Source organism: Psychrobacter sp. TPE 89C, from assembly GCF_055522395.1.
The window spans coordinates 27,262-51,152 of sequence record NZ_JBVFXW010000023.1 but is presented as its reverse complement, the minus strand read 5'-3'; the positions used below and the strand labels follow the sequence as shown (position 1 = coordinate 51,152).

Annotated in this window: 19 protein-coding genes and 1 tRNA gene; 13 read left to right on the top strand and 7 right to left on the bottom strand. The window is 42.8% G+C overall.

Features of this window, described 5'->3' with window-relative positions:
- Together ACZW67_RS08570 and ACZW67_RS08565 are read right to left on the bottom strand one after the other, a co-directional pair.
- Positions 1-1,428: lytic murein transglycosylase (locus ACZW67_RS08570; RefSeq protein WP_465182918.1), on the bottom strand; the 1,428-nt coding region annotated here is incomplete at its 3' end.
- A 407-nt stretch (positions 1,429-1,835) separates the two neighbouring features.
- The gene (locus ACZW67_RS08565; protein ID WP_465182917.1) at positions 1,836-2,525 is read right to left on the bottom strand and encodes a Crp/Fnr family transcriptional regulator; all 690 of its coding nucleotides are present in this window, start codon (positions 2,523-2,525) and stop codon (positions 1,836-1,838) included.
- An 85-nt stretch (positions 2,526-2,610) separates the two neighbouring features.
- Between ACZW67_RS08565 and ACZW67_RS08560 the strand changes: the two genes are divergently transcribed.
- The 4 genes from ACZW67_RS08560 to ACZW67_RS08545 all read left to right on the top strand — a co-directional run bounded on the left by ACZW67_RS08560 (position 2,611) and on the right by ACZW67_RS08545 (position 6,600).
- Positions 2,611-3,402, top strand: coding sequence for a class II aldolase/adducin family protein (locus ACZW67_RS08560; RefSeq protein WP_465182916.1), 792 nt, complete (start codon positions 2,611-2,613; stop codon positions 3,400-3,402).
- A gap of 7 nt (positions 3,403-3,409) precedes the next feature.
- On the top strand, positions 3,410-4,282 hold the full coding sequence (locus tag ACZW67_RS08555; RefSeq protein ID WP_465182915.1) for an alpha/beta fold hydrolase: 873 nt from the start codon (positions 3,410-3,412) through the stop codon (positions 4,280-4,282).
- A 776-nt stretch (positions 4,283-5,058) separates the two neighbouring features.
- Positions 5,059-6,063, top strand: coding sequence for a 23S rRNA pseudouridine(2604) synthase RluF (gene rluF, locus ACZW67_RS08550; protein WP_465182914.1), 1,005 nt, complete (start codon positions 5,059-5,061; stop codon positions 6,061-6,063).
- A gap of 93 nt (positions 6,064-6,156) precedes the next feature.
- Positions 6,157-6,600, top strand: a complete 444-nt coding sequence (locus ACZW67_RS08545) for an SRPBCC family protein (RefSeq protein WP_465182913.1) — start codon at positions 6,157-6,159, stop codon at positions 6,598-6,600.
- A gap of 41 nt (positions 6,601-6,641) precedes the next feature.
- On the opposite strand, the gene ACZW67_RS08540 is transcribed toward ACZW67_RS08545, so the two are convergent.
- Together ACZW67_RS08540 and ACZW67_RS08535 are read right to left on the bottom strand one after the other, a co-directional pair.
- Positions 6,642-6,953 carry a DUF1244 domain-containing protein gene (locus tag ACZW67_RS08540; protein WP_465182912.1) on the bottom strand — a complete coding sequence of 104 codons (312 nt, stop codon included), beginning with the start codon at positions 6,951-6,953 and terminating at the stop codon, positions 6,642-6,644.
- A 536-nt stretch (positions 6,954-7,489) separates the two neighbouring features.
- Positions 7,490-7,564: transfer RNA gene (locus ACZW67_RS08535), tRNA-Gly, on the bottom strand.
- Positions 7,565-7,821: 257 nt separating this feature from the next.
- Between ACZW67_RS08535 and ACZW67_RS08530 the strand changes: the two genes are divergently transcribed.
- From ACZW67_RS08530 to ACZW67_RS08520, 3 genes are all read left to right on the top strand, one after another.
- Positions 7,822-9,492: an alpha-keto acid decarboxylase family protein gene (locus tag ACZW67_RS08530; RefSeq protein ID WP_465182911.1), complete on the top strand. Its 1,671-nt coding sequence runs from the start codon at positions 7,822-7,824 to the stop codon at positions 9,490-9,492.
- A 205-nt stretch (positions 9,493-9,697) separates the two neighbouring features.
- A complete protein-coding gene (locus tag ACZW67_RS08525; RefSeq protein WP_465182910.1) occupies positions 9,698-10,033 on the top strand; it encodes a GlpM family protein in 336 nt (111 codons plus the stop codon).
- Positions 10,034-10,419: 386 nt separating this feature from the next.
- Positions 10,420-12,216 (top strand): potassium/proton antiporter, encoded by a 1,797-nt coding sequence (locus ACZW67_RS08520; protein ID WP_465182909.1) that lies wholly within the window; start codon positions 10,420-10,422, stop codon positions 12,214-12,216.
- Between the two features lie 26 nt (positions 12,217-12,242).
- Here the strand turns inward: ACZW67_RS08520 and ACZW67_RS08515 are convergent, their stop codons facing one another.
- Positions 12,243-13,145, bottom strand: coding sequence for a LysR family transcriptional regulator (locus tag ACZW67_RS08515; protein WP_465182908.1), 903 nt, complete (start codon positions 13,143-13,145; stop codon positions 12,243-12,245).
- Between the two features lie 201 nt (positions 13,146-13,346).
- Between ACZW67_RS08515 and speB the strand changes: the two genes are divergently transcribed.
- The 6 genes from speB to ACZW67_RS08485 all read left to right on the top strand — a co-directional run bounded on the left by speB (position 13,347) and on the right by ACZW67_RS08485 (position 22,223).
- Complete coding sequence (gene speB, locus ACZW67_RS08510; protein WP_465182907.1) at positions 13,347-14,315, top strand: agmatinase; 969 nt, start codon at positions 13,347-13,349, stop codon at positions 14,313-14,315.
- Between the two features lie 142 nt (positions 14,316-14,457).
- A complete protein-coding gene (locus ACZW67_RS08505; protein WP_465182906.1) occupies positions 14,458-16,215 on the top strand; it encodes a 5-guanidino-2-oxopentanoate decarboxylase in 1,758 nt (585 codons plus the stop codon).
- Positions 16,216-16,300: 85 nt separating this feature from the next.
- A complete protein-coding gene (gene dld, locus ACZW67_RS08500; RefSeq protein ID WP_465182905.1) occupies positions 16,301-18,097 on the top strand; it encodes a D-lactate dehydrogenase in 1,797 nt (598 codons plus the stop codon).
- 1 nt (position 18,098) lies between these two features.
- The gene (locus ACZW67_RS08495) at positions 18,099-19,505 is read left to right on the top strand and encodes a YjiH family protein (protein ID WP_465182904.1); all 1,407 of its coding nucleotides are present in this window, start codon (positions 18,099-18,101) and stop codon (positions 19,503-19,505) included.
- A 419-nt stretch (positions 19,506-19,924) separates the two neighbouring features.
- The gene (locus tag ACZW67_RS08490; RefSeq protein ID WP_465182903.1) at positions 19,925-21,466 is read left to right on the top strand and encodes an aldehyde dehydrogenase family protein; all 1,542 of its coding nucleotides are present in this window, start codon (positions 19,925-19,927) and stop codon (positions 21,464-21,466) included.
- 145 nt (positions 21,467-21,611) lie between these two features.
- Positions 21,612-22,223 (top strand): TetR/AcrR family transcriptional regulator, encoded by a 612-nt coding sequence (locus ACZW67_RS08485; protein WP_465182902.1) that lies wholly within the window; start codon positions 21,612-21,614, stop codon positions 22,221-22,223.
- Positions 22,224-22,356: 133 nt separating this feature from the next.
- On the opposite strand, the gene ACZW67_RS08480 is transcribed toward ACZW67_RS08485, so the two are convergent.
- Both ACZW67_RS08480 and ACZW67_RS08475 read right to left on the bottom strand, forming a co-directional pair.
- Positions 22,357-23,010, bottom strand: coding sequence for a DsbA family oxidoreductase (locus ACZW67_RS08480; RefSeq protein WP_465182901.1), 654 nt, complete (start codon positions 23,008-23,010; stop codon positions 22,357-22,359).
- Positions 23,011-23,120: 110 nt separating this feature from the next.
- Complete coding sequence (locus ACZW67_RS08475; RefSeq protein ID WP_465182900.1) at positions 23,121-23,675, bottom strand: carboxymuconolactone decarboxylase family protein; 555 nt, start codon at positions 23,673-23,675, stop codon at positions 23,121-23,123.
- Positions 23,676-23,891: the final 216 nt, after the last annotated feature.

Here is a 23,891-nt window from a genome sequence, read left to right as displayed (position 1 = left end):
AAGTAATAATAGACTGATAAAAATATAAAAAAACGTTTGATACTTTTTGAAATTAGAAAGTATATACTGAGATTTATTTTTAACTGTCTCTTTATCTTCACCTAATAAATCATTATCGACTGCATATTTAGCATTAGCGGCCATTCTCAAGTCAACTTTAGCTGCCTCTCTTAGATCAGCAGAACTGACTATAAGGTGGTGATGGATTTTTCCCCCAGCTTTACCATCTGCTTTAACTCCTATATCGGCTTGATATTTTTGAATGACTCGGCGTGTTCCGTCGCCGATAATACCATCTACTTCACCTACGTTATAACCAAGTAAATTTAAAGATTCTTGAACTTCGCGAGATTCTTTACGACTTAAGCCAGGATCATCAGTAGGCCAAGTGGTAAAGAAATTAACATTAGTATTTCTTTTTTCAATACGTTGGGATAAATGAGCAATAGCTAAAGCATAGTTTTCTGAAGCATTATAAGCATAGAAGGCATCAAAGTTACGGCCCACTAAAAAAGCGGGACCTTCCTTACCGGCAGGTAGAAACAAACCTGCAGAAGATAAAGTGCTAGGTAAAGGGTTTCCATCTGGAAGAGTAATGCCTAGTCCTTGCCAATATGATATTGTTTTTTTGTTTTTACGATTGTTTGAGGCATTAATACTGGAAGGTAAATGTACTTCATAGCCCCAAGGTTGATTGCGCTTGTAACCACTATTTTTCAGAAAATTAGCAGTTGAAGCCAAGGCATCTGCTTGGCTGTTAACTAAATCTTTACGACTATCTCCATCAAAGTCTTGCGCTAACTGCAAAAATGTAGAAGGCATGAATTGTGTTTGTCCAAAAGCACCTGCCCATGACCCTTTAAAATCAGATTTAGCGATATCGCCTTTTTTTAATATTTTTAAAGCGCTAACATATTCTCCACGGAAGTAATTCTGACGGCGGCCAAAGCAAGATAAAGTAGCTAAGGAGTTAATTACGTCTTTTTTACCTAATTTCGTCCCAAAGTCAGACTCTACTCCCCAAACACCCAGCACATCATAACGATTGACTCCATAGTGAGATTCAATTTTCGTTAGTATATTAGCGTATTCTTCATTAGCAGTGATGCCGTCAATAACTCTTTCTTCATCTACTAAGCTAGCTAAATAATCCCATGGTTCTTTAGAGAACTCTGGCTGATAGTCTAGTGACTCTAATACGCTAGGATCTATATCGATAGGGCGATACTGTGTAAAAATGTCTTTAACAGATGTAAAGGGAGCAGTTTGAATGAGCTTGTTTAGGCAAACTGTAAGTTTCTGATTATCAATTGCCAGTTCATCATTGTTTGAGCTATCTGTATTAGCCGCATATGTGGCAGTACCTATTGATAACATGTACATAGGTATTAAAAAATGTAAAATAGTAGGTGATATAAATGAAGGCATTATTGATTACTCAATGGCGATAAAATCGAAAGCCGTATATTAGCAGAAAACAAACCATTGTAGACCAACAGCTTATGAATAAAATGTACTTTGTCTTAAATTATCTTAATAGCATAACTATGGTGGAATGAAGTTAAAAATAGACCTCTTACAAAAATCATAGACTAAGTTACAAATTCACAATACTGGAAAATAACTTCACTCTAAAATCATAGCGTTGACGATGATTTTGAATAATTTAATTAAGCCTGAACAGTTGCTACTCCCTCAAGTATCTTTTTAAAAAGGATGAAGCTATTTTATGTAACGTTTCAATGCCATGATAACTATTATTAGTTAGTAGTGAGGCATCATTAGAAAATCATCCAAGATAAGTTTATCTCGTTAAGATGTAATACATATTCAAACTATGCAGGATTCATGATCGCCATCAATTGAGGTTTGTCTCTTATGGTAATGAAGCCGTAATGCATATCGATAAGGCTCTGCTTTTGCCACGACTGGATGATTTTATTGATAGTTTGTCTGGTGGTGCCAAGCATAAAGCCAAGCTCTTCTTGCGATAAGCGCAGATCTATTTTTATATCATCTCCTACTTGTTTACCATAAGTGTCAATCAATCCAATTAGCATACTAGCCAGTCGCGCTGAAGTATTGAGCGAGGTGGCATCGTCAATCCAATCAAATGCTCTGCGGATTCGCTCACAAGTTATAAGCGCCAGATGCTTGTATAAAATCGGATGCAACTGCGCTGTCTGAATTACTAGGTTTCTTGGAATTGAAATTAGCGTTACTTTGTTAATCGTCCACGCATCATGGGTGCGAGGATTGTCATCTATGATAGATATCTCACCAAACCACTCGCCATTAGATAGGTGCGCCAGTGTCATGGCATGTCCACTAGCACTCACATTACACACTCTAATCGTACCCGACACAACAAAGTGTAGAGCGGCATCATCGTTGTCACCGATGGCATGAATCATTTGACCTTTTTGAACTACATTTAGCACAGCATCGCCCGCCAGCATTGGCTGTACGATGGCTGGTAATTGACTAAACCATGGGTCGTTATCTAAATAATGATTAATATTCATAAGTGTAATGTTTTTGACAGATTTAATTTTATAAAATGGTGTAAAGTAATAATTCGGGATATCTACAACAGTAAAGGAATACACCATGCAAACAGCTATGCAAACCGCGACATCAACGGATTCAACATCGAGTGTACACCATAATATGAGCGAACAAGAGTGGCAGATGCGAGTAAATCTTGCCGCCTGTTACCGAATGATTGCCTCCTATGGTTGGGACGATCTGGTATTCACTCATATCTCTGCACGCGTACCAGGCACTGAGGATGAGTTTTTAATCAATCCATACGGCATGTTATTCGAAGAGATTACAGCATCCAGTCTGGTTAAGGTCAATAAAGCAGGCGAGAAAGTAGTGCCATCAGAGTTCGACGTAAATCCAGCTGGATTTATCATTCATAGTGCTGTACACGAAGCTCGTGATGATGCTCACTGCGTTATCCATTTACATACAAATGATGGCGTTGCCGTCTCAGCACAGGAAAACGGCTTACTACCCATCTCGCAACAATCATTGTTTCCACTATCTAACTTGGCCTATCATGACTACGAAGGCGTCGCATTAAACCCTGAAGAAAAGGTACGTTTGGTTGCCGACTTAGGCGATGCTCATTTTATGATTTTGCGTAACCATGGTTTGCTCACTTGTGCCGATACGGTCGCAAACGCATTTTTGTACATGTATATCATGCAAAGAGCTTGTGAGATTCAGATCAAAGCACAGAGTGGCGGTGGTGTATTGACGCCGATATCAGCACAAATATTGTCAGGTATCCAAGCTGCATCAGAGCAAGTAACTAGAGGCGCGAATGGCGATATCGCATGGCCTGCGTTACTAAGAAAATTACGCCGTACCGACCCATCATTTGAGGAGTAAGTCTCTAATGATCACCTTGGATGAGTGGCGACAGCAGGGGCAATATGAATCCATTCATGGACATCAAATCTTCACTCGGTATGCAGGGGATAAAAGTGCGCCTGTACTGCTATTGATTCATGGCTATCCTAGTGCCAGTTGGGACTGGGAGGGCATGTGGGACGCGCTAACCGAGCATTATTATGTCATCACCCTCGATATGCTGGGGTTTGGGCTGTCAGACAAACCCAAAAACGCGCGCTATCTAATCAGTGAGCAGGCCGATATTTATCAAGCTGTTTTGCAAAAACTAGGCGTTAGTGATTATCATATCTTAGCGCATGACTATGGTGATACAGTGGCTCAGGAGTTGCTGGCAAGACAAGTCGAAGGGAGCGCTGAGCGACATATTGCCAGTGTATGTTTTTTAAACGGAGGTCTATTTCCTGAGACGCACAAACCTATCTTGGTGCAGAAACTACTGTTATCACCGTTAGGTCCTCTGGTATCAAAGCTGATTAATAAACAGAAATTTGCGGGCAGTCTACAACGGATATTTGGCCCCGACACGCAGCCTACGTCAGAGGTGATAGATACGTTATGGCAGCTGTTAAGTCATAATGATGGGTTGGGTGTGATGCATAAGTTGATTAACTATATGCCCCAACGCCAGCAGTACCGCGAGCGATGGGTAGGTGCCATTATCAACAGTACCGTACCGGTAAAATTGATTGCTGGTGCCAAAGATCCTATCTCAGGACAGCATATGATTGATCGTTATCGTGAATTGATACTCAATGCTGATATAACTGACATGCCTATGCTAGGTCATTATCCGCAAATAGAAGATGCGACGGCGATCACAGCAGCCTATCTAGAATTTAGACGCAGTATTCTTTAAATACCGTTTAATCTAAAAAACGCAGAGCATCAAGTGGTGCTCTGCGTTTTTTATTCTATTTTCATTGCTTGAGTTTCAAGTGCATATAAGCTGTTAGCTGAGTTAGAAAAACGCATCACGGAATGAATAGTATAGGTCAAAATGCATTAAGTTCAGAAAATGAAGAGACAAGCTCAATCCGTTCCACGTCTTTCAATGCTTATCCGTTTTTTAAATTTTTGATATCATAAAGAAGTGATTTTGACACCATTTTGGATGTATAGGGTCTGTTGAACATTCAAATATTAGGGCTGCTGATTGCTAAAATTGTACCAAATTAGGCGCAAGCCGACGATAATGTCGAGACCTTAGCTAGGTTTGCAACAACGTTTGGGGTGATTTTAGCATCAGCCTTTCAGGGCAGTACTCTTTTTTGCCAATACATGGCGAAATTGTTTAACCTAGAATGACTAGGCTTCAACAATTTCACTGCATATTGTCTAAAAAATAGTGACTGCCAGCACCACATTCGAATGTTCAACAGACCCTAGTCAAAGAAATATAAAACAGCTAAAAGGCAGCCGACTGCAGATTGTACATAGAGTACCTCTAGAGAGGGTAACACCGTAGCAGTTTAGTAGTTTAGTAGTTTACTGACTATATTACTAAGTCTTCATTCATCTCTTCTCAAAGGGCCACTGAATTTCCTATATAATGAGAGCTATTTCGTTATTGATAATCCATTCAATTTAGGCTTTTTGAGCAAAAAAGCTTTTTATCAGGTAAAACGGTGCTCTATGTTTAACGCTTCTTCGACTCGTTTAAATAAATACATCAGCGAAAGCGGTATCTGCTCCAGGCGAGATGCTGATCGCTTTATTGAACAAGGTAATGTGTACATTAATGGCAAGCGTGCTCAAGTAGGCGACCAAGTGGTTGCCGGAGATGCGGTAAAAGTCAACGGGCAGCTTATTGAGCCACGAGAGCCCGATGATTTTGTTTTTATTGTCTTGAATAAGCCAGTGGGCATTGTGAGTACCACAGAAAGCTCCGAGAAAAACAATATTGTCGATTTTGTGAGACACAGTTTACGTATTTTCCCGATTGGACGTTTGGATAAAGATTCTCAAGGGTTAATCTTTTTGACCAATAATGGCGATCTGGTCAACAAGGTGCTACGTGCTGGTAATAACCATGAAAAAGAGTATTTGGTAACGGTGAATAAGCCGCTAACGGATAGTGTTATCGAGGGTTTAGCGGGCGGTGTGCCGATGCTTGGCAAGATGACGAAAAAATGCCCGGTGACTAAAGTAGCGCCCACTGTGTTTAATATTACGCTAGTTCAAGGTCTAAACCGTCAAATTCGACGTATGTGCGAGCATTTTGGCTATGAAGTCGTAAAGCTTGAGCGTACGCGGATTATGAATGTAAGTATCAAGGGTACACCCGTTGGAGACTGGCGGGACCTGACGCAAAAAGAGTTGTCTGTTTTACTAAAATCTGTAGAGGAGTCTTCTTCGCAAGACAATAAATCACCTAAGAAATCTCGTAATGCACCACGAAAAAAACCTCGTACTGATGCCTCGTCAAAGTCAAAACCATCTTCAAAATCAGTGGGTGCAGCAAAGGGGCGTAACAAATACGCTAAGGATGATGCTAAAAAACCTGCGGGTTCTAAAGGCAGAGATGGGCGTCCTGCTGGTCGTGGTAAGCCGTCAGGGGGTAATGGTAAATCTGGAGGCAATGGCAAACCTGCTACCAATGGTAGGCGTCCTTCGAAAGGTCGAGGGTCTAAGCGGTAGTAGTTTCGCGATCATAAGTTTTTAACGTGCGACTGCTTTATTTATTTTTTAAATGGCAGTAAGTAAGCCAAGTAATCTTAATGGGATAATATTATGTTTAAAATAAAAGTAGAACGCATTGTCAAAAAACCGATTGATGAGGTATTTGAGGCACTGAGTGACCATGCCAGTTATGGCTCATTTAAAGCGGTGGGGGTTGCCAAGTTGGTCGCTGAAGGTGTGGAGGAGCGCAATGGCGTTGGGGCTTTACGTACCATTCAATCGGGACCTGTTAAGTTTTGGGAGCGAATTACGGCGTTTGAACGTCCTACTCATATGCAATACCACATCGAAAAATCTAGACCCATAAAAATGCAACATGATAAAGGCATCATTGATTTAAAAGACTTGGGTGATGGCACCACACACGTGACTTGGGTATCTGAGGGCCGTTTGACTGTACCATTGCCATTAGTCGGTCGCCTATTTGACCGTAAAATGCAAAAGCAAGGAACCATAGGATTTAGTAGCATACTCAAATCTATAGAAAGCCGCTAATCTAGTGGTGGCTTATTTTATTTGAGCCATCACTTTTAGTTTTAATCTGTTTTGTTCTTGGCAGCTTCAATCTCATTAAAGCGCGCTAATTGCTCTGGTGTTGCTTTTTGTTGATGCTTCTCTTTCCACTCAGAGTAAGGCATACCATAAACAAGCTCACGCGCATCCTCGTATTCGATTTCAATACCACGCTCCTCACCAGCCGCTTTATACCATTTAGATAAACAGTTACGACAAAAGTCGGCCAAGTTCATTAGCTCGATGTTTTGTACATCTTTACGCTCGTCCAGATGAGACAATAAGTGACGAAATGCTGCTGCTTCTAATTCGATGTTTGATTCTAATTTTGCCATAACATTTTTCCTAATGGTTAACGCGTACTTGTGGGTGTTTGATTGTCGTTGCACTTGGACGTTTAAGGATGCTGATAATCTTTTGCCTTACTATTTTTTTGCCTTACTATTTACTGGCTTCCGTCTATTAAGCTCCAGTTTACATTAACAAAGAAGGCTGTAATTGAGCCACTTTAAAACTGGGATGATATTAATATTGTGTAACTTGTGTCGATCTATATTAAAAAAGTCTATAAGCAAAATTTGCAGGCTGATTCTTCTAGCATGGGCTCAATATTTCGTTAATTACAATGCACTGTATTGAAAGTGGGCTTTAATAGTACTATAACCTTAACAGTTGAAACGAGCTTTTAGTTTTGGAAGGTGGGCACTGCATAGGCACCGCCATGAAAATGGGATTTTCGTTTTAGTAGTTAGACTTAACTATATTCAAAAGGATATTTCGATAAATCTTCTACAACTCCCGAAAATTGGACAAAAAAAACCTCATTTCTTATATAAGAAATGAGGGTTTTAGTGCTTTTTAAAGCCATATTTGGAGCGGGAAAAGAGATTCGAACTCTCGACCCCAACCTTGGCAAGGTTATGCTCTACCACTGAGCTATTCCCGCTAATTATCAATTAACTATCGTCAGTTGATGAAGGCGTATTATACGCAGTTTTTTTTACCTGTCAACACTTACGTTAAAAAAAAGCAAAGTTAGCAAAACAGGGATGTCATCCAACTGCATAGATATGTTATAACAGTTTCTTATAATACGCATTCCAAAAAATTTGCATGAGATAAATAGACTGGAATACTCATTATAATTCACTTCAATCATAGAATATTATCAGTACTCATCATGGTAATTCATAAGGATAAAAAATGACTCAACAATATACCATCGCCGATTATTTGTTTGATCGTGTTGCAGAAGCAGGTGCCTCTGAGATATTTGGCGTGCCAGGAGATTTTAATTTAACTTTTTTAGACAATATTCTTGCGTCTGATAAGCTGCGATGGGTGGGTAATACCAATGAGCTAAACGCTGGTTATGCTGCTGATGGCTATGCTCGCGAGCGTGGGTTTGCTGCGATGGTGACGACTTTTGGTGTGGGTGAGCTGTCCGCGATTAATGCCACCGCAGGCTCTTTCGCTGAGTATGCGCCTGTACTGCATATCGTGGGTGCGCCAAGTACGGCAGTGCAAGACTCAAAACGCCGTATTCACCATTCGCTTGGTGATGGTGTGTTTAACCATTTTATTAAAATGGTTGAGCCTGTGACCGTGGCACGCGCGCAGATTACACCAGAAAATGCCGCTTCAGAGATTGATCGTGTCATTCGTTTGGTTCTCAAAAAGCACCGCCCTGGTTATTTATTACTATCGCCTGATGTGGCAAAAATGCCAATTTATCCACCAACAACTAAGCTGATTGATAGCCAAGAAGACATTACCAGTCAAGCGGCACTGGCAGATTTCAAACAAGCACTAGTAGAGTTTTTGCCAAACAAAACCACGATGCTTATGGCAGATTTGATGGTGCATCGTTTAGGGTTACAAAATCAGCTTAAAGCACTGATCGCTGATACGGATATTCCTTATACTACGTTGTCTTGGGGTAAGACATTGCTAGATGAAAATAGTAAGCGTTGGGCGGGGACTTATGCAGGTGTTGCCTCACGTCCTGTGGTCAAAGATGCAGTAGAAAACTGCGAATGTCTAATCAAAGTAGGGGTGCAATATACGGATACGACTACCGCAGGGTTCAGTCAAGATATCAATGAGGATGTGGTGGTAGATCTGCATTATGAGCGTGCTTCTATCGGCGGTCAGAATTTTGCACCGATTGCACTCAAAGATGCGTTGCAAACGTTACATGAAGTGATGACCTCGGGCATTAACATCGTACCGAAAGTTTTCTGTGAGCCAGTCAATCCTCACAAGCAAAATGGCAAAGACGATGAAGCCATCCGCCAAGATGATCTGTGGCATATCATTGCTGCGCGCTTAGATCATAATAATTTAGTGTTTTCAGAACAAGGTACTGCCTATTTTGGTATAAGCGATGTGCGTCTGCCAGAAGGGGTTACCTCTTATGGGCAACCGATGTGGGGGTCGATTGGCTATACGTTGCCAGCCAGCTTAGGTGCTGCTATTGCCTCACCAAACAAGCGTGGTGTTCTATTAATCGGTGATGGCTCAGCATTATTGACCATTCAAGAGATAGCGGTCATGATTCAGGAGCGTATTAATCCAGTCATTGTCTTAATCAATAACGATGGCTATACGGTAGAGCGCGCGATTCATGGTGAAAACCAATACTACAATGATATTCCTAAATGTGACTGGCAGATCATGCCACAAGCATTTGGTGCCACCAACGAAAACAGTCTCATGCTGAAAGTCGAAACCGCAGGAGAACTCAAAGCGGCGTTTGATACGGCAGCCGTTACCACCGACAAGCTCGTAATGATAGAAGTCATTGCCGATAAGCATGATATTCCGCCACTGCTTGCCGACATCAGCGCCGCACTAAAGCCAAAAGCTGATTAGACAATGCGTAGATAAAAAAATGCGCAAATAACATAGATAATAAAATCAAATCACCCCATCTAGCATATGTTTAGGTGGGGTTTTTTAGGATTTTTGATGTATGAATGAATTAAACCAATATCGCTCTTACGTCTGTCTATAGACTTTAGTATCATGGCGGACTGGGCTATATTTGCCCCTTGTATTCAATAAGGGATTTTTCATCATGATTTGGCTAAAAATGCTTATCGGTGCCTTGATGGTATTGGCGATTCAGTTATTTGCACAGACTCGGTTTTTTTATTTGGCGGCGCTTGCACCACTATTTCCCACATTTACGTTAATCAGCCACTTCATCGTTGGTACTGAGCGTAGCCCTGCTGATTTAAGAGTGGCCTTGATATTTAGTATGCTTGGCGTCATACCTCATCTTATCTATACTTTTGTGGTATTTTTTAGCATTGGCTACATGAGCTTATATAAGGCCTTGATGTTGGGCGTGGTCGCTTGGATGATTGCCGCTGCTATCCTAGTGCTTACTTGGCAATACATTCAAGCCTAGCGCTTAAAATTAGCTATAGTCAATCCTCTATAAATTGGATACGGTGTCAGTCTCGCTTAGTCTACTACTTGTCATACTTTCACTCGCCTTCCTTGTATCCAAATTATATTGAATCGACTATTATATAAAAAAGCAGGCTTTCATCGTATTTATAGCATTTGAAAATTGCCCTCAATTCCATTCTGATCACCATTATTAAGATGAGAACAAACCCTAGTAAAAAATGCGATAGATATTTTTATAGATACGGTGATAGATGTTATTCTTAATAATATTTTTGGACTTCCAGTGAGGACGCGCCTGAGTAATAAGCTTCAAAGGCTGAATCGCAGTATCACCCTAGCAACTCAAATCATCATTCTAATAAAAACAGGGCTTAAAAATAGATGGATACCTTAAATATCCTATATCTCGTAGGGGCATTTTTAATTTTCGCCAGTATTATGGCAAGTACGTTATCAGCGCGCTTGGGTGTGCCATTATTGCTATTGTTCTTGATGGTAGGCATGTTGGCTGGCGAGCAAGGTATCTTGGGTATCGAGTTTTCTCAGTATGCATTAGCCAATTTTGTAGGGCAGGCAGCTCTGGCTTGTATTTTGTTAGATGGTGGTTTGCGGACGTCTTTTAAGTCGTTTCGGGTGGGGTTAAAACCTGCTGTTACGTTAGCAACATGGGGCGTGCTAGCCACTGTAGTGGTGTTGGGCGCATTTGTTACCTGGCTGCTGGATGTTGATTGGCGCTTTGGTTTGCTCATGGCGGCTATCGTTGGTTCGACTGATGCAGCAGCGGTATTTTCTCTCTTGCGAAATGGCGGTGTCAAGCTCAATGATCGCGTCCAAGCCACGCTTGAGCTGGAATCTGGTGCTAACGATCCATTAGCGATTCTGTTAGTCACTGGTTTGATTGCGTTAAATGTTGATCCAGATGGTCAGAGTGTCATTGGCTTTTTGGGTTTACTGTTTCAGCAGTTGAGTGTCGGTTTGGGCATGGGTCTGCTTTTTGGTTATTTGCTGTCACGGCTATTGCCAAAAGTGCATTTGGCAGAGGGTATGTATGCGATTTTGATACTGTCTGCTGGCTTGGCCGTTTTTGCCGCGACCAATCTGCTTGGCGGTAGTGGATTTTTGGCGGTTTACCTCACAGGCGTCATGATTGGCAATCATAAGGTACGCTCGACTGAGCATGTCATGCGGGTTATGGATAGCTTTGCATGGTTGTCACAAGCGGTGCTCTTTGTGGTGCTAGGGCTATTGGTCACACCATCCAATGTGCTGAATGTCTGGCATTACTCAGTAGCGATTGCTGCCTTTATGATCTTTGTGGCGCGTCCTATCGCTGTGTATACCAGTGTCAAACCTTTCAAATTCAAGGACAGAGAAATCGGTTTTATCTCTTGGGTCGGACTGCGCGGTGCGGTGCCCATTACGCTTGCTCTCTTGCCAGTGATGGCAGGTATTGATAATGCCTTTATGCTGTTCGATATTGCCTTTGGTGTGGTCGTTGTTTCCCTTATTCTACAAGGAACGACTATTCCCATTATGGCAAACCTATTCAAGGTACGCATTCCAACCAATCAGGATCCCAAAGAAGAGCACGAAGTTTGGGTATCAGATAAAGCCAGTATCACTTTGTATGAGTTTGAAGTTCAATCAGGCGCGTTTGCTATTGGCCGACATCCTATGGAGATATCTAAACGTATCAACCCTGATGAGATTCGAGTTTTTGCGTTGGTACGTGGCCAGCAAATCATCGTGGCGGATGAAGAGGCTAAGCTCAAATTTGGCGACAGTGTTTGGTATGCGATGAGGGGCAGTAACAACCACGCGAGTAAAATTGCCAATATATTTAATGATACGACGCTCAAGTATAAAGCCATCGATGATTTCTATGGAGATTGGCTGCTGTCACCCAGTGTCAAGCTTGGCGATTTACCGTTTTTTACCGAAGTGATGACGTCCGAATCTCTAGCGAGACAACTCAAGTCCAAACCGAATAAAGAGATAAAAAACATATGGGAGCAGACAGTCGCTGAGTACGTGAAAGCACGCTTGAATACAGCGCCAGTCTCTGGTGATACAATCGAAATAAATAATGAATGGGCACTGGTGATTAAAGAAGTCGACGACAAAGGCAGTCTGAGAACAATCGGATTAAAACGTCGAGAGCTGCCTACCACAGTGTAGTGATTTGTGGCCTATAATAAGTTGTCCTACAATAAGTGCATCATTTTATTCAAAAAGTCAGCAATGTGTTTGTGCTGATTCTGCCGATACGCCCAATGGTGTTCGACGGCATAACTGGCTTCTTCTCGTAGTAATATTTTCATCAAACCTTCTCTTTCATAGCGCATGGCTAGGTCACGAGGCAAGTAGCCAACATGGTGACCGGCCAAAATCAGCTGTGCCGTAGCCTCCATATGATACGTCGTGGCGCTTAATGTTTTGGGGCGCACATGATGGATGCTGACATCAGTAATATAGCCACGCTTTATCCATGGATGGTTTTGTTCTAAATCTTCTAACGTCAAACCTTCTGAATTGTAAAATAGCTGATGCTCGCGTCCGCAGCACACGACTTGTCTTTCTACAAATGCTGGCTTAAACGTCAGCAACGGTGGAAAGCTACCAAAATAACCAACCCCAATATCGCTTTCGTTACTGAGCAGTTTCTCTAACATGCTTTCAGGGCTTTGCACGTCGATAGAAAAATGTATCAGTGGATTGTTACGGTAGCTGTTTGCAAGCCGCTGTCTAAGCACGTCATAAAAAAACTTGGGCATTTGATCGGTTAGGCACAGTCTAATGTGCCCGCCATGAACGGAGTCTAGTTGCTGAATATAATGCAGCTGATGTTGAAAATTGGCGACCGATTCGGTAAAAGCCACGCAAGCTTCATAAACCGCTGCGCCATCTTCTGTCAGCTTAAATCCTGCGCGACCACGATGGCATAATGTCATACCTAGACGGTCTTCTAAATGCGTTAAATGACCGCTAATCACCGAAGGTGTGACGTTTAGTCGTGTCTGAGCTGCTGTCACTCCTTGACAGTCTACGATGGCCATAAAGCTACGCAAGGTTTTTACGTCTATTTTTATCAACTCATCTAATATCAAGAACCACCCTCCAGTGAATACCTTCTCCAATAAGTACTTTTTTCAACAAACTTCTGATTATAACGTATAAGTCTACTTTACTACGAAAATTTAGAAGTTTACTTCTGAATTTTACCATGGTTCATTCTTTTATATTTAGGTATTGTCAATGGTATGTAGCAAATTGTGTATATTAACTAACAAGTAATAAGGAAGTAACTTATGAGCTTCAATCAGCCACTAAGCGGTAATGAAATGCCAAGATTTGGCGGTTTCGCCACTATGATGCGTCTGCCAACTCAGTCAGATGCTGAAGGATTAGATGTGGCGTTTGTGGGTGTGCCATTGGATATTGGTGCATCTAACCGTAGCGGTGCAAGATTGGGCCCAAGACAGATTCGCGATGAGTCACGTATGATTCGTCCTTACAACGTGGCCACTCGTGCTGCACCTTTTGAGTCATTACAAGTCGCTGATATTGGTGACGTGCCAATCAACACATTCAATCTGCTAAAAAGCGTCGACATCATCGAACAATTCTATACCGATAAAATCGTCAAGCATGGCGCTGTTCCTTTAACACTGGGTGGTGATCACACTATCGCACTACCTATCTTGCGTGCACTTGCCAAAAAACACGGCCCTGTCGGTATGGTGCATATCGATGCTCATGCGGATATTAATGATGACATGTTTGGCGAAAAAATCGCCCATGGCACACCGTTTCGCCGTGCTGTCGAAGAAAACCTAATCGATGGCAACCGTGTGGTACAGATTGGATTGCGTGGGACAGGTTATAGCGCTGAAGAGTTTGATTGGTCAACAGAGCAGGGCTTTCGTGTGGTACCGGCTGAAGAATGCTGGTACAAATCATTAGCACCATTGATGGCAGAAGTACGCGAAAAGCTAGGCGATGGTCCTGTCTACTTAAGCTTTGATATCGATGGTATTGACCCTGCATTTGCACCCGGTACTGGTACTGCTGAGATCGGTGGTCTGACCTCAACGCAAGGTATCGAAATCATTCGCGGTATGCGTGGCCTGGATGTAGTCGGCGGTGATTTGGTAGAAGTGTCACCACCTTATGATCCATTTGGTAATACCTCTGTATTGGCTGCCAACTTGTTGTTTGAGATGCTGTGTATTTTACCGGGCGTTCGCTATGACGATAAGGTCAAAGCCGTTTACTAGTATAATAGCCATAAATTATGACCTCTATAAAGAGACAATCTTTGTGACAATGAATGTTTATAAAGAAACGCAAAGATTGTGCTTATCTGAGGAATTGATCACTGTCTGAATATTCAGCAAACTTTTTCAGGATGAAATCCCCATGACCCAATTGACGCAAACGTCTCTTTCATTACCAGAAGACCCATCTCTAACCTGCGGTGAGCTACTGGTTCAGTGGCTAGAATATTATGGTGTAGAGACCGTATTTGGTATCCCAGGTGTGCATACGGTAGAGCTGTATCGTGGCCTGCCTAATACTGATATTCGTCACGTGACACCGCGTCATGAGCAAGGCGCTGGGTTTATGGCGGATGGCTACTACCGTGCTTCTGGAAAGGTTGGGGTTTGCTTCATTATCACAGGCCCTGGCATGACCAATATCATGACGGCGATGGCACAGGCGTTGGCTGACTCTATACCAATGCTCGTGATATCTAGTGTCAATAAAGTCAAAGATACGGGCAGCGGCGAAGGTCATTTGCATGAAATGCATGATCAGCAGGGCATGGTCAGTAAAGTTGCACTCATGAGTAAAACCATCTGGCAACCAGAGTCGCTACCTAAAGTCATCGCAGAAGCTTTCGCTTTATTCAATGGTGCGCGTCCGGGGCCTGTTCATATTCAATTGCCTATTGATGTGATCACGGCAGATGCCAGTCATGTGGCCAAGCCTCCTAGCATAAGTAATTCTCTTTCTAGCATAAATGACTCTAAAGCTAGCCAAGCTAATCATGTGGCTTTAACGCTACCACAAGTTATGAGACCGCTTCCCAATCCTGCGCAGCTTGATTTGATCGTTGAGGCATTGAAGACCGCAAAAAATCCAGTGGTACTTTACGGTGGCGGCTGTGTTGATGTTGATCAAGAAGCACAAAAACTGGTTGAGCTGATAGATGCACCGACGTTTTTGACGATCAATGCTAAAGGTTTGTTGCCACCTGCTCATCCGTTGAGCTTAGGTAGTAACCAGTCATTAGAGGCAGGACGCGCCGTTATCACCGAGGCTGACTTGGTATTGGCCATTGGTACTGAGCTTGGGGAGACGGACTATGATATTTTCTTTAATGGTGAGTTTAAAATTAATGGTACGTTAATTCGTATTGATTGTGATGCTCAGCAGCTGCATCGTCCTTTTAGAGCCGACATCGCGGTATTGTCTGATGCACAAATGGCCATTAGCGGACTTTGCACACGTTTAGAAAGCCACGAAATAAACAATCAGGCACTGGGTCATCAAGCATTACTAAGAGTGGCCGAGGCAAAGCAGGCATTGCTAGCAGATATGACGCCAGAATTCGCAGGTCAAAATGCATTGCTTCAGCTGATTCGCGATGAAGTAGAGGACATCATCTTCGTTGGTGACTCGACACAAACTGTCTACAGCGGCAATCTAGGATTTGAGGCATTAGCGACCCGTAGATGGTTCAACTCATCGACAGGATTTGGCACGTTAGGTTATGGTTTGCCGGCTGCTATTGGTGCGATGATTGGCTCAAAATCACCGGTTGTTAGCCTAATGGGTGATGGTGGTATTCAATTTACTATTGCAGAACTTATCTGTGCTGCCGAGCTTGAGCTGCCATTGATTGTGCTGTTATGGAACAACCAAGGTTATGGTGAAATCCGTCGCTATATGGAGGATGGCGGCTTGCCATTGATTGGGGTCAATATTAAGACACCGAACTTTGAACCCTTAGCCGCAGGGTTTGGCGCTGGATATCGCAGAATTACTGACAAACAGCAACTGCTGGAAGCTTTGCAACAAGATATCAATGGCAAGCAGCCGATTATCTATGAGATTGATGAGGCAGATGCGTTCATCGTTGAGATGGGTCAGAGCTTTACCTGCTTTAGCTAGTGGTAATGACCTAAGTTAATGACTTAAGGTAACGATAATGACTTAAATGTACTAAAGGCTGGTCACTCAAGGAAAAACGTCTGCAATGTTAAATGCTAACCACTCGTCTCATAGTTCGAATGCATCGCAGGCGAGTTTGTTAGCAGACTTAGTGGCCGTCACTGGCGCGACCAATGTCATGACAAAGCCCAGCCAACAGCAATCTTATGTACAAGGTGCTATAGAAGCGAGTACGGACAATGTATTGGCGGTCGTGACCCCAGATAGTTTAGTGGTTCTATGGCGTGTTATTAACCTTTGTGCAGCAGCGGATACGATTATTATCGCCCAAGCGGCCAACACTGGACTCACAGGTGGTTCAACGCCTTACGGTGATTATGATCGACCGCTAGTGGTTATTTCGATGCAGTCACTGAGCGGTATTCACTTGCTTCAAGCTGCGAAAGAGCTTATTGCCTTGCCAGCGGCGACTCTTCAGCAATTAGAATACAAGCTTGCCCCTTTAGGGCGTGAGCCGCATTCAGTATTGGGCTCTAGTTGTGTTGGTGCCTCGGTGATTGGCGGGATTTGTAACAGCTCTGGTGGCATGTTAGTACAGCGTGGTCCTGCTTATACTGAGATGGCGCTGTTTGCCAAACGCAACAGCTCAGGGCAGTTTGGGTTAGTCAATCACTTAGGCGTTGATTTGGGCGTGCATCCAGAGGAGATGCTTGAGAATCTACAAGCAGGTAGGTTCGAGAGAGAGTCAGATAGCCTAAGTAATACAAAAGCCTGTACCAACCACCATTATCAACACAAAGTACGTGATGGTGATGCGGACACGCCAGCCAGATTTAACAATGATCCTAGCGGACTGTTTGAGGCATCAGGATCGGCTGGCAAGGTTATTGTGTTTGCAGTGAGGGTGGCGACATTTGCTAAACCAGCGAAAGAGCAAACTTTTTATATCTCAACCAATAATGCAGACACCTTGACAGCGCTGCGCCAACACTGGCTAAAAAGTGAGTTATCGCTGCCTGTGTTGGCAGAATATATGCACAAAGATTATAACGACATCACCATGCGCTATGGTCGTGATACCTGTTTGAGTATGCTAAAACTGCCCGCCAGTAAGATCGGGACATTGTACCGTCTACAAGCCAAGGTTGGTTACTATCTGGACAAGTGGCGTTTACCAAAGACATTGCCAGATCGGGTATTACAGATGGCATCGAGCTTTATGCCGCCATCATTGCCTGCATCTGTGAGCATACAAGCACTCTCATATCGTTATCATTTAATCATTAAAGTAGCGGATGGTGTTGATACAGCTACTGGTCATAACGATAGCCATAGCAATGCAAAAGAAGATGATATTGCCGCTGCTCAAGCTTTTTTGCAAAATCATATAGCGCAGCACGAAGGTGTTTTGCATGTATGTACAGAGGCTGAAGCACAGTCGCTATTGGTCTTTCGTAGTGCAGCAACGGCAGCGATGTTTCGCTATCACAATCTCAACCACACAGAGTTTGGCGAGATGTTAGCGACGGATATTGCCTTGCCGAGAAACGCGATAGATTGGGATGAAGTTCTCCCACCTCACTTAGACAAACAAGTCAGTAAAACGTTTTATTTGGGGCATTTTTTTTGCCACGTCATGCATCAAGATTATTTTTTGAAAACCACTACCAATGCCAAGCAATTCAAGGAAGACCTGCTGACATTTTATGACCAGCGTCATATTGAGTATCCTGCTGAGCACAATGTGGGGCATGTATACCCTGCAAAAAAGGCACTACATTATTTTTATAAAAAACTGGATCCAACCAATTCGCTAAACCCAGGTATTGGTCAGACAGAAAAGTGGAAAAACTGGCAATCATCGCCCATTAAGGAGAAGTGACATGACAAACCATATGGATAAATCGCAGCAGCCGATTTTAGGGAATAATACGGTAGATCCAGAAACGCCAAAAGCAGGGCAATGGCGTGCGGCAATGTGGAAGTTTTTATTATTCTCAGCACTGGGTATTGCGCTATTTATCATACCGTTTCAATGGAACGGTAAAGTTACGATCTTATTGGGTGTGTTGACTGATACGCTACAAGCCGCGTTAGGCGGATTCGTGGTCTATATTGCAATGGCAATCGTATCGATTTCCTTCATAGGGGCATTGGCCGTCAAACTATTAAAACCAACTCTGCATGAAGAGTCACCGGTAAAAAAGCTCTTTGATGTTGATTGGTTTTGGCTAACCACACGCTTTTTGGGCATGTTGTTTGTTTGGATGATTTTTCTACAAGTTGGTCCCGAATTTATTATCAATCGTAATACTGGTGGCGTCATTTTTGAAGACTTGATTCCTATCTTAATTCCTTTGTTTTTCTTTGCTATTTTATCGTTGCCATTTCTGACAGATTTTGGTTTGATGGAGTTTTTGGGTACGCTTGCTAGTAAGGTATTTATCAAGCTCTTCAAATTACCTGGTCGCTCAGCTGTTGATGCCATGTCCTCTTGGTTTGGTGCGGCCTCTATTGGCTTGCTGGTCACCATGCAAGAGTATGACAAGAGTTTCTATAGTCAGCGTGAAGCAGCAGTTATTGCTACAACGTTTTCGGTTACCTCTATTGCATTTACCTATGTGGTTGCCAAAACCATTGGCGTGGACAATAACTTTGTCTATTTTTACCTGACGATTGCTCTGACAGGCTTTATCGCTGCGATTATTATGCCTCGCATACCACCACTATCATTGAAGCCTGATACGTATCACTCTGGCAAAAGTATGCTGGATGAGGGCATTCCTGCTGAATACACCACCTATCAGTGGGCAGTTAATCGTGCTGTGACTCGTGCGCACTCTATGCCTAGCTTAGGTCACGTGTTCAAACGCAGTGTAAACAATCTGTTTGATATCTACTTTGGTCTAATTCCTGTTATTTTTGCTATCGGTACGATTGGTCTTGGCTTAGCTGAGTACACGCCTGTCTTTAACTGGCTTGCGACGCCGCTAGTGCCACTGCTTGAATGGTTGCAGATTCCAGAAGCAGCAAAAGCTGCACCTGCGATGATCATGGGTTTTGCAGATATGTACTTGCCAGCATTGGTGGGTAAAAGTATCGAGAGTGAAATGACACGATTCATCGTTGGTGCCGCCTCAATCACGCAGATTATCTATATGTCTGAAGTGGGCGCGCTGATTTTAAAATCAAATATTAAGCTTAATGTGTTAGAGCTGTTCTTAATCTTTGTGCTTCGTACATTAATTAGCTTGGTAGTTATTACCTCAGTGGCGCACCTTTTGTACTAATCACATCAGTCTTATTTAGCTAATCCAGTTATAAGAGCCAGTTATCATGGGCGCCCACTGTGCCGCCGTGATAACTGGTTTTATAGTCAACACTCTGTAAACTGGATACGGTATCAGTCTCGCTTAGTCTACTGTTTGTAGTACTTTCACTCGGCTTCCTTGTATCCGAATTATATTTAACCGCCTATATCCTATGAGCTTCGATGTGGCTTTAGCAAAAAAATAATCAGTAATTTTTCAGTAAAATTATCAGTGAAACTATAGTCGATTCAATTTAAAAGTAGTACAAGGCAACCGAGTGCAGATGAATATCAAATAATTCAAGCGAGGTTAACGCTGTCATACTTTTATAGTGGAAGGACTATATTAGCAATCAGATATCAAAATAGAAAATCAAAATAGAAAAAGGTGACACTCTTATGGATATGACAAGCTCTGAACACTTAGCAAGAGCAGTCGCACAGCAGACTGCCAAAAACGAAGTCGTCTTAAACGCCGCTTATATTAATGGTGAGTGGGTAACCGTTGAAGCGCTTACGACGGTTTCTGATAGTTCAAAGACTGATAACGCAGGCTCTGATAACACCAATAACCATGCGTTGTATGATCCAAACTCAGGCGAGGTGATTGCAACGACGCGTTTATGTGTCAGTGCGGATGTAGATGCAGCGGTAACTGCAGCCTCTGAGGCTTATGCAAGTTGGTCACAGACTGCGGTCAACGAACGCGCGGGCTATCTCAATGCCATTGCAGATACGATGGAGCAGCAGTTCGATACATTGGTTGGGCTGTCAGTGCTAAATAACGGCAAGCCAATCGAAGAGGCAGAAATAGACGTTGGCGATGCCATTGCCTGCTATCGGTATTATGCCAATCTCATCATAAAACAAGCGACTTTGTCTGAGGTGTTTACCAATGAGTCGAGTATACGCTTGCTAAAAACCTATGTACCCGTCGGTATTTGCGCACTCATTGTGCCTTGGAATTTTCCAATGGTCACGACTGCTTGGAAAGTAGCCCCCGCATTAGCGGCCGGTTGTACCATCTTATTAAAACCGTCTGAAGTGACGTTATTGCCAGAGTTGATGCTCGGAAATATATTGTCTGCTGTTAAACTGCCAAAAGGCGTGGTCAATATTTTGCCAGGTGCAGCCGAAGTTGGTGCTGCCATGACCAGCCATCCATTAATTGACAAAGTGTCTTTTACGGGTAGTAATGCAGTGGGTGAAAAAGTCATGAGCCAAGCTGCGAAGGGCATCAAGGATATCAGCCTGGAGCTTGGTGGTAAGTCCGCTATCGTTGTGTGTGCCGATGCTGATATTGATTACGCTTGCGATTTAATCATTGGCGGTATCTTTACCAATGCAGGTCAAATATGTTCAGCGACTTCAAGGCTGCTCGTTCATCAAGACATTGCCGAGTCATTATTTGGAACGTTAAAGGCCAAGACTGAAAATTTAAAAATTGGCGATGGTTTTGCGACAGACACGCAAATGGGTCCGATGGTGAGCGTGCAGCAACTCAACCAAGTCAAAAAATATTTTGACATTGCAGTGACTGAAAGTCTTGAGTGCTTGACGGGTGGTGAGATAGTAGCGCGCGCGGGATATTTCGCAACGCCAACGATTTATACCAATGTGCCAGTGACCAGTCAGTTATGGACAGAAGAAGTCTTTGGACCAGTTCTGGTAAGCACGACGTTTAAAGACCAGGTAGAAGCGATTGCCTTGGCTAATGATAGCAAGTTTGCACTGGCTGCGACCATCGTTAGTACGGATGAAACCAAAGCACTAGAGATGGCATTACAGATCCAAGCGGGTCATATCTGGATCAATGAGCAACAAATTGTACTGCCAGAGGCAGGCTGGGGTGGCTTCAAACAAAGCGGTATCGGACGTGAGCTAGGCACAGATGGCTTATCTGCTTATCAGAAAAGCAAGCATGTGTTATTGCCTTATTAGGACTTGATTGAAAAAGTTGGATTTTCATTGCGTAAAGTAACTTTACTAGACTAGAGTCACCATTCAAGATAAAATTGAGCAATCATTCAAATTTATCGTTGTGCTCATACTTATATGAAGCTACGGCTCTTGTAATGGAAAAAATATGTCACGTACCGCACTTTATAATCGTCATGATTCCTTAGAACGCGCGTTAAAACTTTTTTGGCAAAAGGGTTTTCATGCGACTTCTTTAAAAGATATAGAAGGGGCGCTAGACATGCGTCCGGGCAGTATTTATGCTGCGTTCGGTAGTAAAGATGGGTTGTTTCAAGAAGCCTTAGATTATTATGCTCGCTCAGGACTAACGGAGCTTGAACGCATATTAAGTAAGCAGCCATCTCCCTTGTTAGGTTTGGCTGCTTACTTGCGTCAGCTTGGCGGCATTCGTGATAAGGAACTACCGAGTCGAGCCTGTATGCTGGTAAAAAGTTTATTGGAGTTGGGTGCTCGTGAGCAAGCAGCATTAGCAAAGGTTGAGCTGCTGCTGGCAGGTATGGAGACACGTTTTGCCGGTTACTTTACGGAAGCGCAGCGGTTGGGCGAGATGGATAGTAAGCTTGACCCAACAAGACTAGCACGCCGTTTACAGGCTGAAGTAATGGGTCTGCGCGCTTTTGCACAGCGTGATGTAGACAGTGCGGCAGTACATGCATTGGCTGAAGACATGGCGCGTTCTATAGAAGCGTTGCGTATCGACAAGTCTGTTGAAGTATAAATTTAACGATTAAAAAAAGGGGTTTTAGAGTAATAGTATAGTCTCGGGCTATACCGTTACTCTAAAACCCTTAGCTTTTCTAAAACTCTTAACTTTGCAGATTTAATCATTAATCAGACATCAATCAGATGATTTAGTCAGGCATGTCAGCCAACTGCTGCAAAATGCTTTTATAATTTTCAACACCTTGTGCGCCGCTAATTAAATGGCGCTCATTGAAAACCATAGATGGCACACTTCGAATGCCTTGCTGTTGCCAATGCTGTTTTTCTTTTTCTACTGCTGCCGCAAATCGCTGGTCTTCTAAGACCGCTAGTGCTTCAGTACGATCTAGTCCGATATCTGCTGCAACATCTGCAAGTACGGTGCTGTCAGCTACATTTTTATTATCAACGAAGTGTGCGACAAATAATGCTTGTTTTAGATCGTGCATACGTCCTTGCTGATCGGCCCAATACAGCAACTGATGCGTATTAAAAGTATTGTAAGTACGAAACTCATCAGTAAACTGAAAATTAAATCCAGATTCTGCACCTGCTGCTGTCATTCTAGCTCGGCTCTCTTTAATGTCCTCAGCAGTCGTACCGTACTTCTCCATCATATGCTCACGATAGTTTCGTCCTTCGTGCGGCGTATTAGGATTTAATTCAAATGGATGCCAGTGAATCTCGTGCGGCGTGTTGGTTTGTTTTAATGCCTCGGCTAGTTGACTATAGCCGATAGCACACCAAGGGCACACAACGTCTGACACGATGTCTATTCGTAAGGGGTTTTTTGCTTGTTCCATAAGATCTCTCATTAGCGATAAATTAAAATGAAAAACTGCTGCCCGAAGATGTTTCGAACAACAGTATGAAAACATCAAATGGACTGTGTTAGCATTAGCTGAAAAATATATTAGTCAGCTTTGTGCCATTCAAATTTTTGGAAAGGTTTGTCGATTGGTGTGTTAGCTAGGTGGTTCGTGTAGTTGCTCATTACTTTTTGAGCAGCACCAAGAATAACTTCAAGAATTTGACGCTTAGTGTAGCCTGCATCTAAAAACGCTTGAACAGCGCTGTCATCAACGTTACCACGATTACGGACTACAGATAGTGTGAAGGTACGCAATGCTTCCAATTTTTCAGTTGGTAGTGGCTTTTCATCACGTAATGCATCAGTGATAGCGTCATCTACTTTCATGCTTTTAGCAATACCAGTATGCGCAGGTACACAGTAATGGCAAGCATGCTCAACGTTGATAGTTTGCCATACAACAGTGGTTTCTTCATCATCAAAACTGCTGTCTAAAAACAGTTGATGTAGCTGTTGGTAGCCTTCGAGCAAGCCAGGCGCTTCAGCCATCACGGCGTGTAGGTTAGGTACCATGCCAAATGCTTTGATAGAAGAATCAAGTAAGTCTTTGCTTTCTGCTGGGGCTGTGTCTTTGTCGTGTAGGGTAAATTCAGTCATGTGAAAATCCTTATGATAATTATTAGTGAGTTGTTGTAAAAGTAAGTGTGTATAAGCGGCTTGAGAACTTCTATGTATTTGATTGATTGCTCAAGTATATAAGTGATGTTTCCGTGAGTCGCTTAACAACTGCAGCCACTATAATCCATTTTGAGCACTCGTTCAAATAATATTTGAATGAATGCTCAGGTTATTTGTAAATTTCGTTTACATTCA

What these genes read in the sequence shown, in the direction of transcription:
- ACZW67_RS08565 (WP_465182917.1), bottom strand. Translation starts at nt 2,525, where the DNA reads ATGAATATTAATCATTATTTAGATAACGACCCATGGTTTAGTCAATTA.
- ACZW67_RS08560 (WP_465182916.1), top strand. Translation starts at nt 2,611, where the DNA reads ATGCAAACAGCTATGCAAACCGCGACATCAACGGATTCAACATCGAGT.
- ACZW67_RS08555 (WP_465182915.1), top strand. Translation starts at nt 3,410, where the DNA reads ATGATCACCTTGGATGAGTGGCGACAGCAGGGGCAATATGAATCCATT.
- rluF (WP_465182914.1), top strand. Translation starts at nt 5,059, where the DNA reads ATGTTTAACGCTTCTTCGACTCGTTTAAATAAATACATCAGCGAAAGC.
- ACZW67_RS08545 (WP_465182913.1), top strand. Translation starts at nt 6,157, where the DNA reads ATGTTTAAAATAAAAGTAGAACGCATTGTCAAAAAACCGATTGATGAG.
- ACZW67_RS08540 (WP_465182912.1), bottom strand. Translation starts at nt 6,953, where the DNA reads ATGGCAAAATTAGAATCAAACATCGAATTAGAAGCAGCAGCATTTCGT.
- ACZW67_RS08530 (WP_465182911.1), top strand. Translation starts at nt 7,822, where the DNA reads ATGACTCAACAATATACCATCGCCGATTATTTGTTTGATCGTGTTGCA.
- ACZW67_RS08525 (WP_465182910.1), top strand. Translation starts at nt 9,698, where the DNA reads ATGATTTGGCTAAAAATGCTTATCGGTGCCTTGATGGTATTGGCGATT.
- ACZW67_RS08520 (WP_465182909.1), top strand. Translation starts at nt 10,420, where the DNA reads ATGGATACCTTAAATATCCTATATCTCGTAGGGGCATTTTTAATTTTC.
- speB (WP_465182907.1), top strand. Translation starts at nt 13,347, where the DNA reads ATGAGCTTCAATCAGCCACTAAGCGGTAATGAAATGCCAAGATTTGGC.
- ACZW67_RS08505 (WP_465182906.1), top strand. Translation starts at nt 14,458, where the DNA reads ATGACCCAATTGACGCAAACGTCTCTTTCATTACCAGAAGACCCATCT.
- dld (WP_465182905.1), top strand. Translation starts at nt 16,301, where the DNA reads ATGTTAAATGCTAACCACTCGTCTCATAGTTCGAATGCATCGCAGGCG.
- ACZW67_RS08495 (WP_465182904.1), top strand. Translation starts at nt 18,099, where the DNA reads ATGACAAACCATATGGATAAATCGCAGCAGCCGATTTTAGGGAATAAT.
- ACZW67_RS08490 (WP_465182903.1), top strand. Translation starts at nt 19,925, where the DNA reads ATGGATATGACAAGCTCTGAACACTTAGCAAGAGCAGTCGCACAGCAG.
- ACZW67_RS08485 (WP_465182902.1), top strand. Translation starts at nt 21,612, where the DNA reads ATGTCACGTACCGCACTTTATAATCGTCATGATTCCTTAGAACGCGCG.
- ACZW67_RS08480 (WP_465182901.1), bottom strand. Translation starts at nt 23,010, where the DNA reads ATGGAACAAGCAAAAAACCCCTTACGAATAGACATCGTGTCAGACGTT.
- ACZW67_RS08475 (WP_465182900.1), bottom strand. Translation starts at nt 23,675, where the DNA reads ATGACTGAATTTACCCTACACGACAAAGACACAGCCCCAGCAGAAAGC.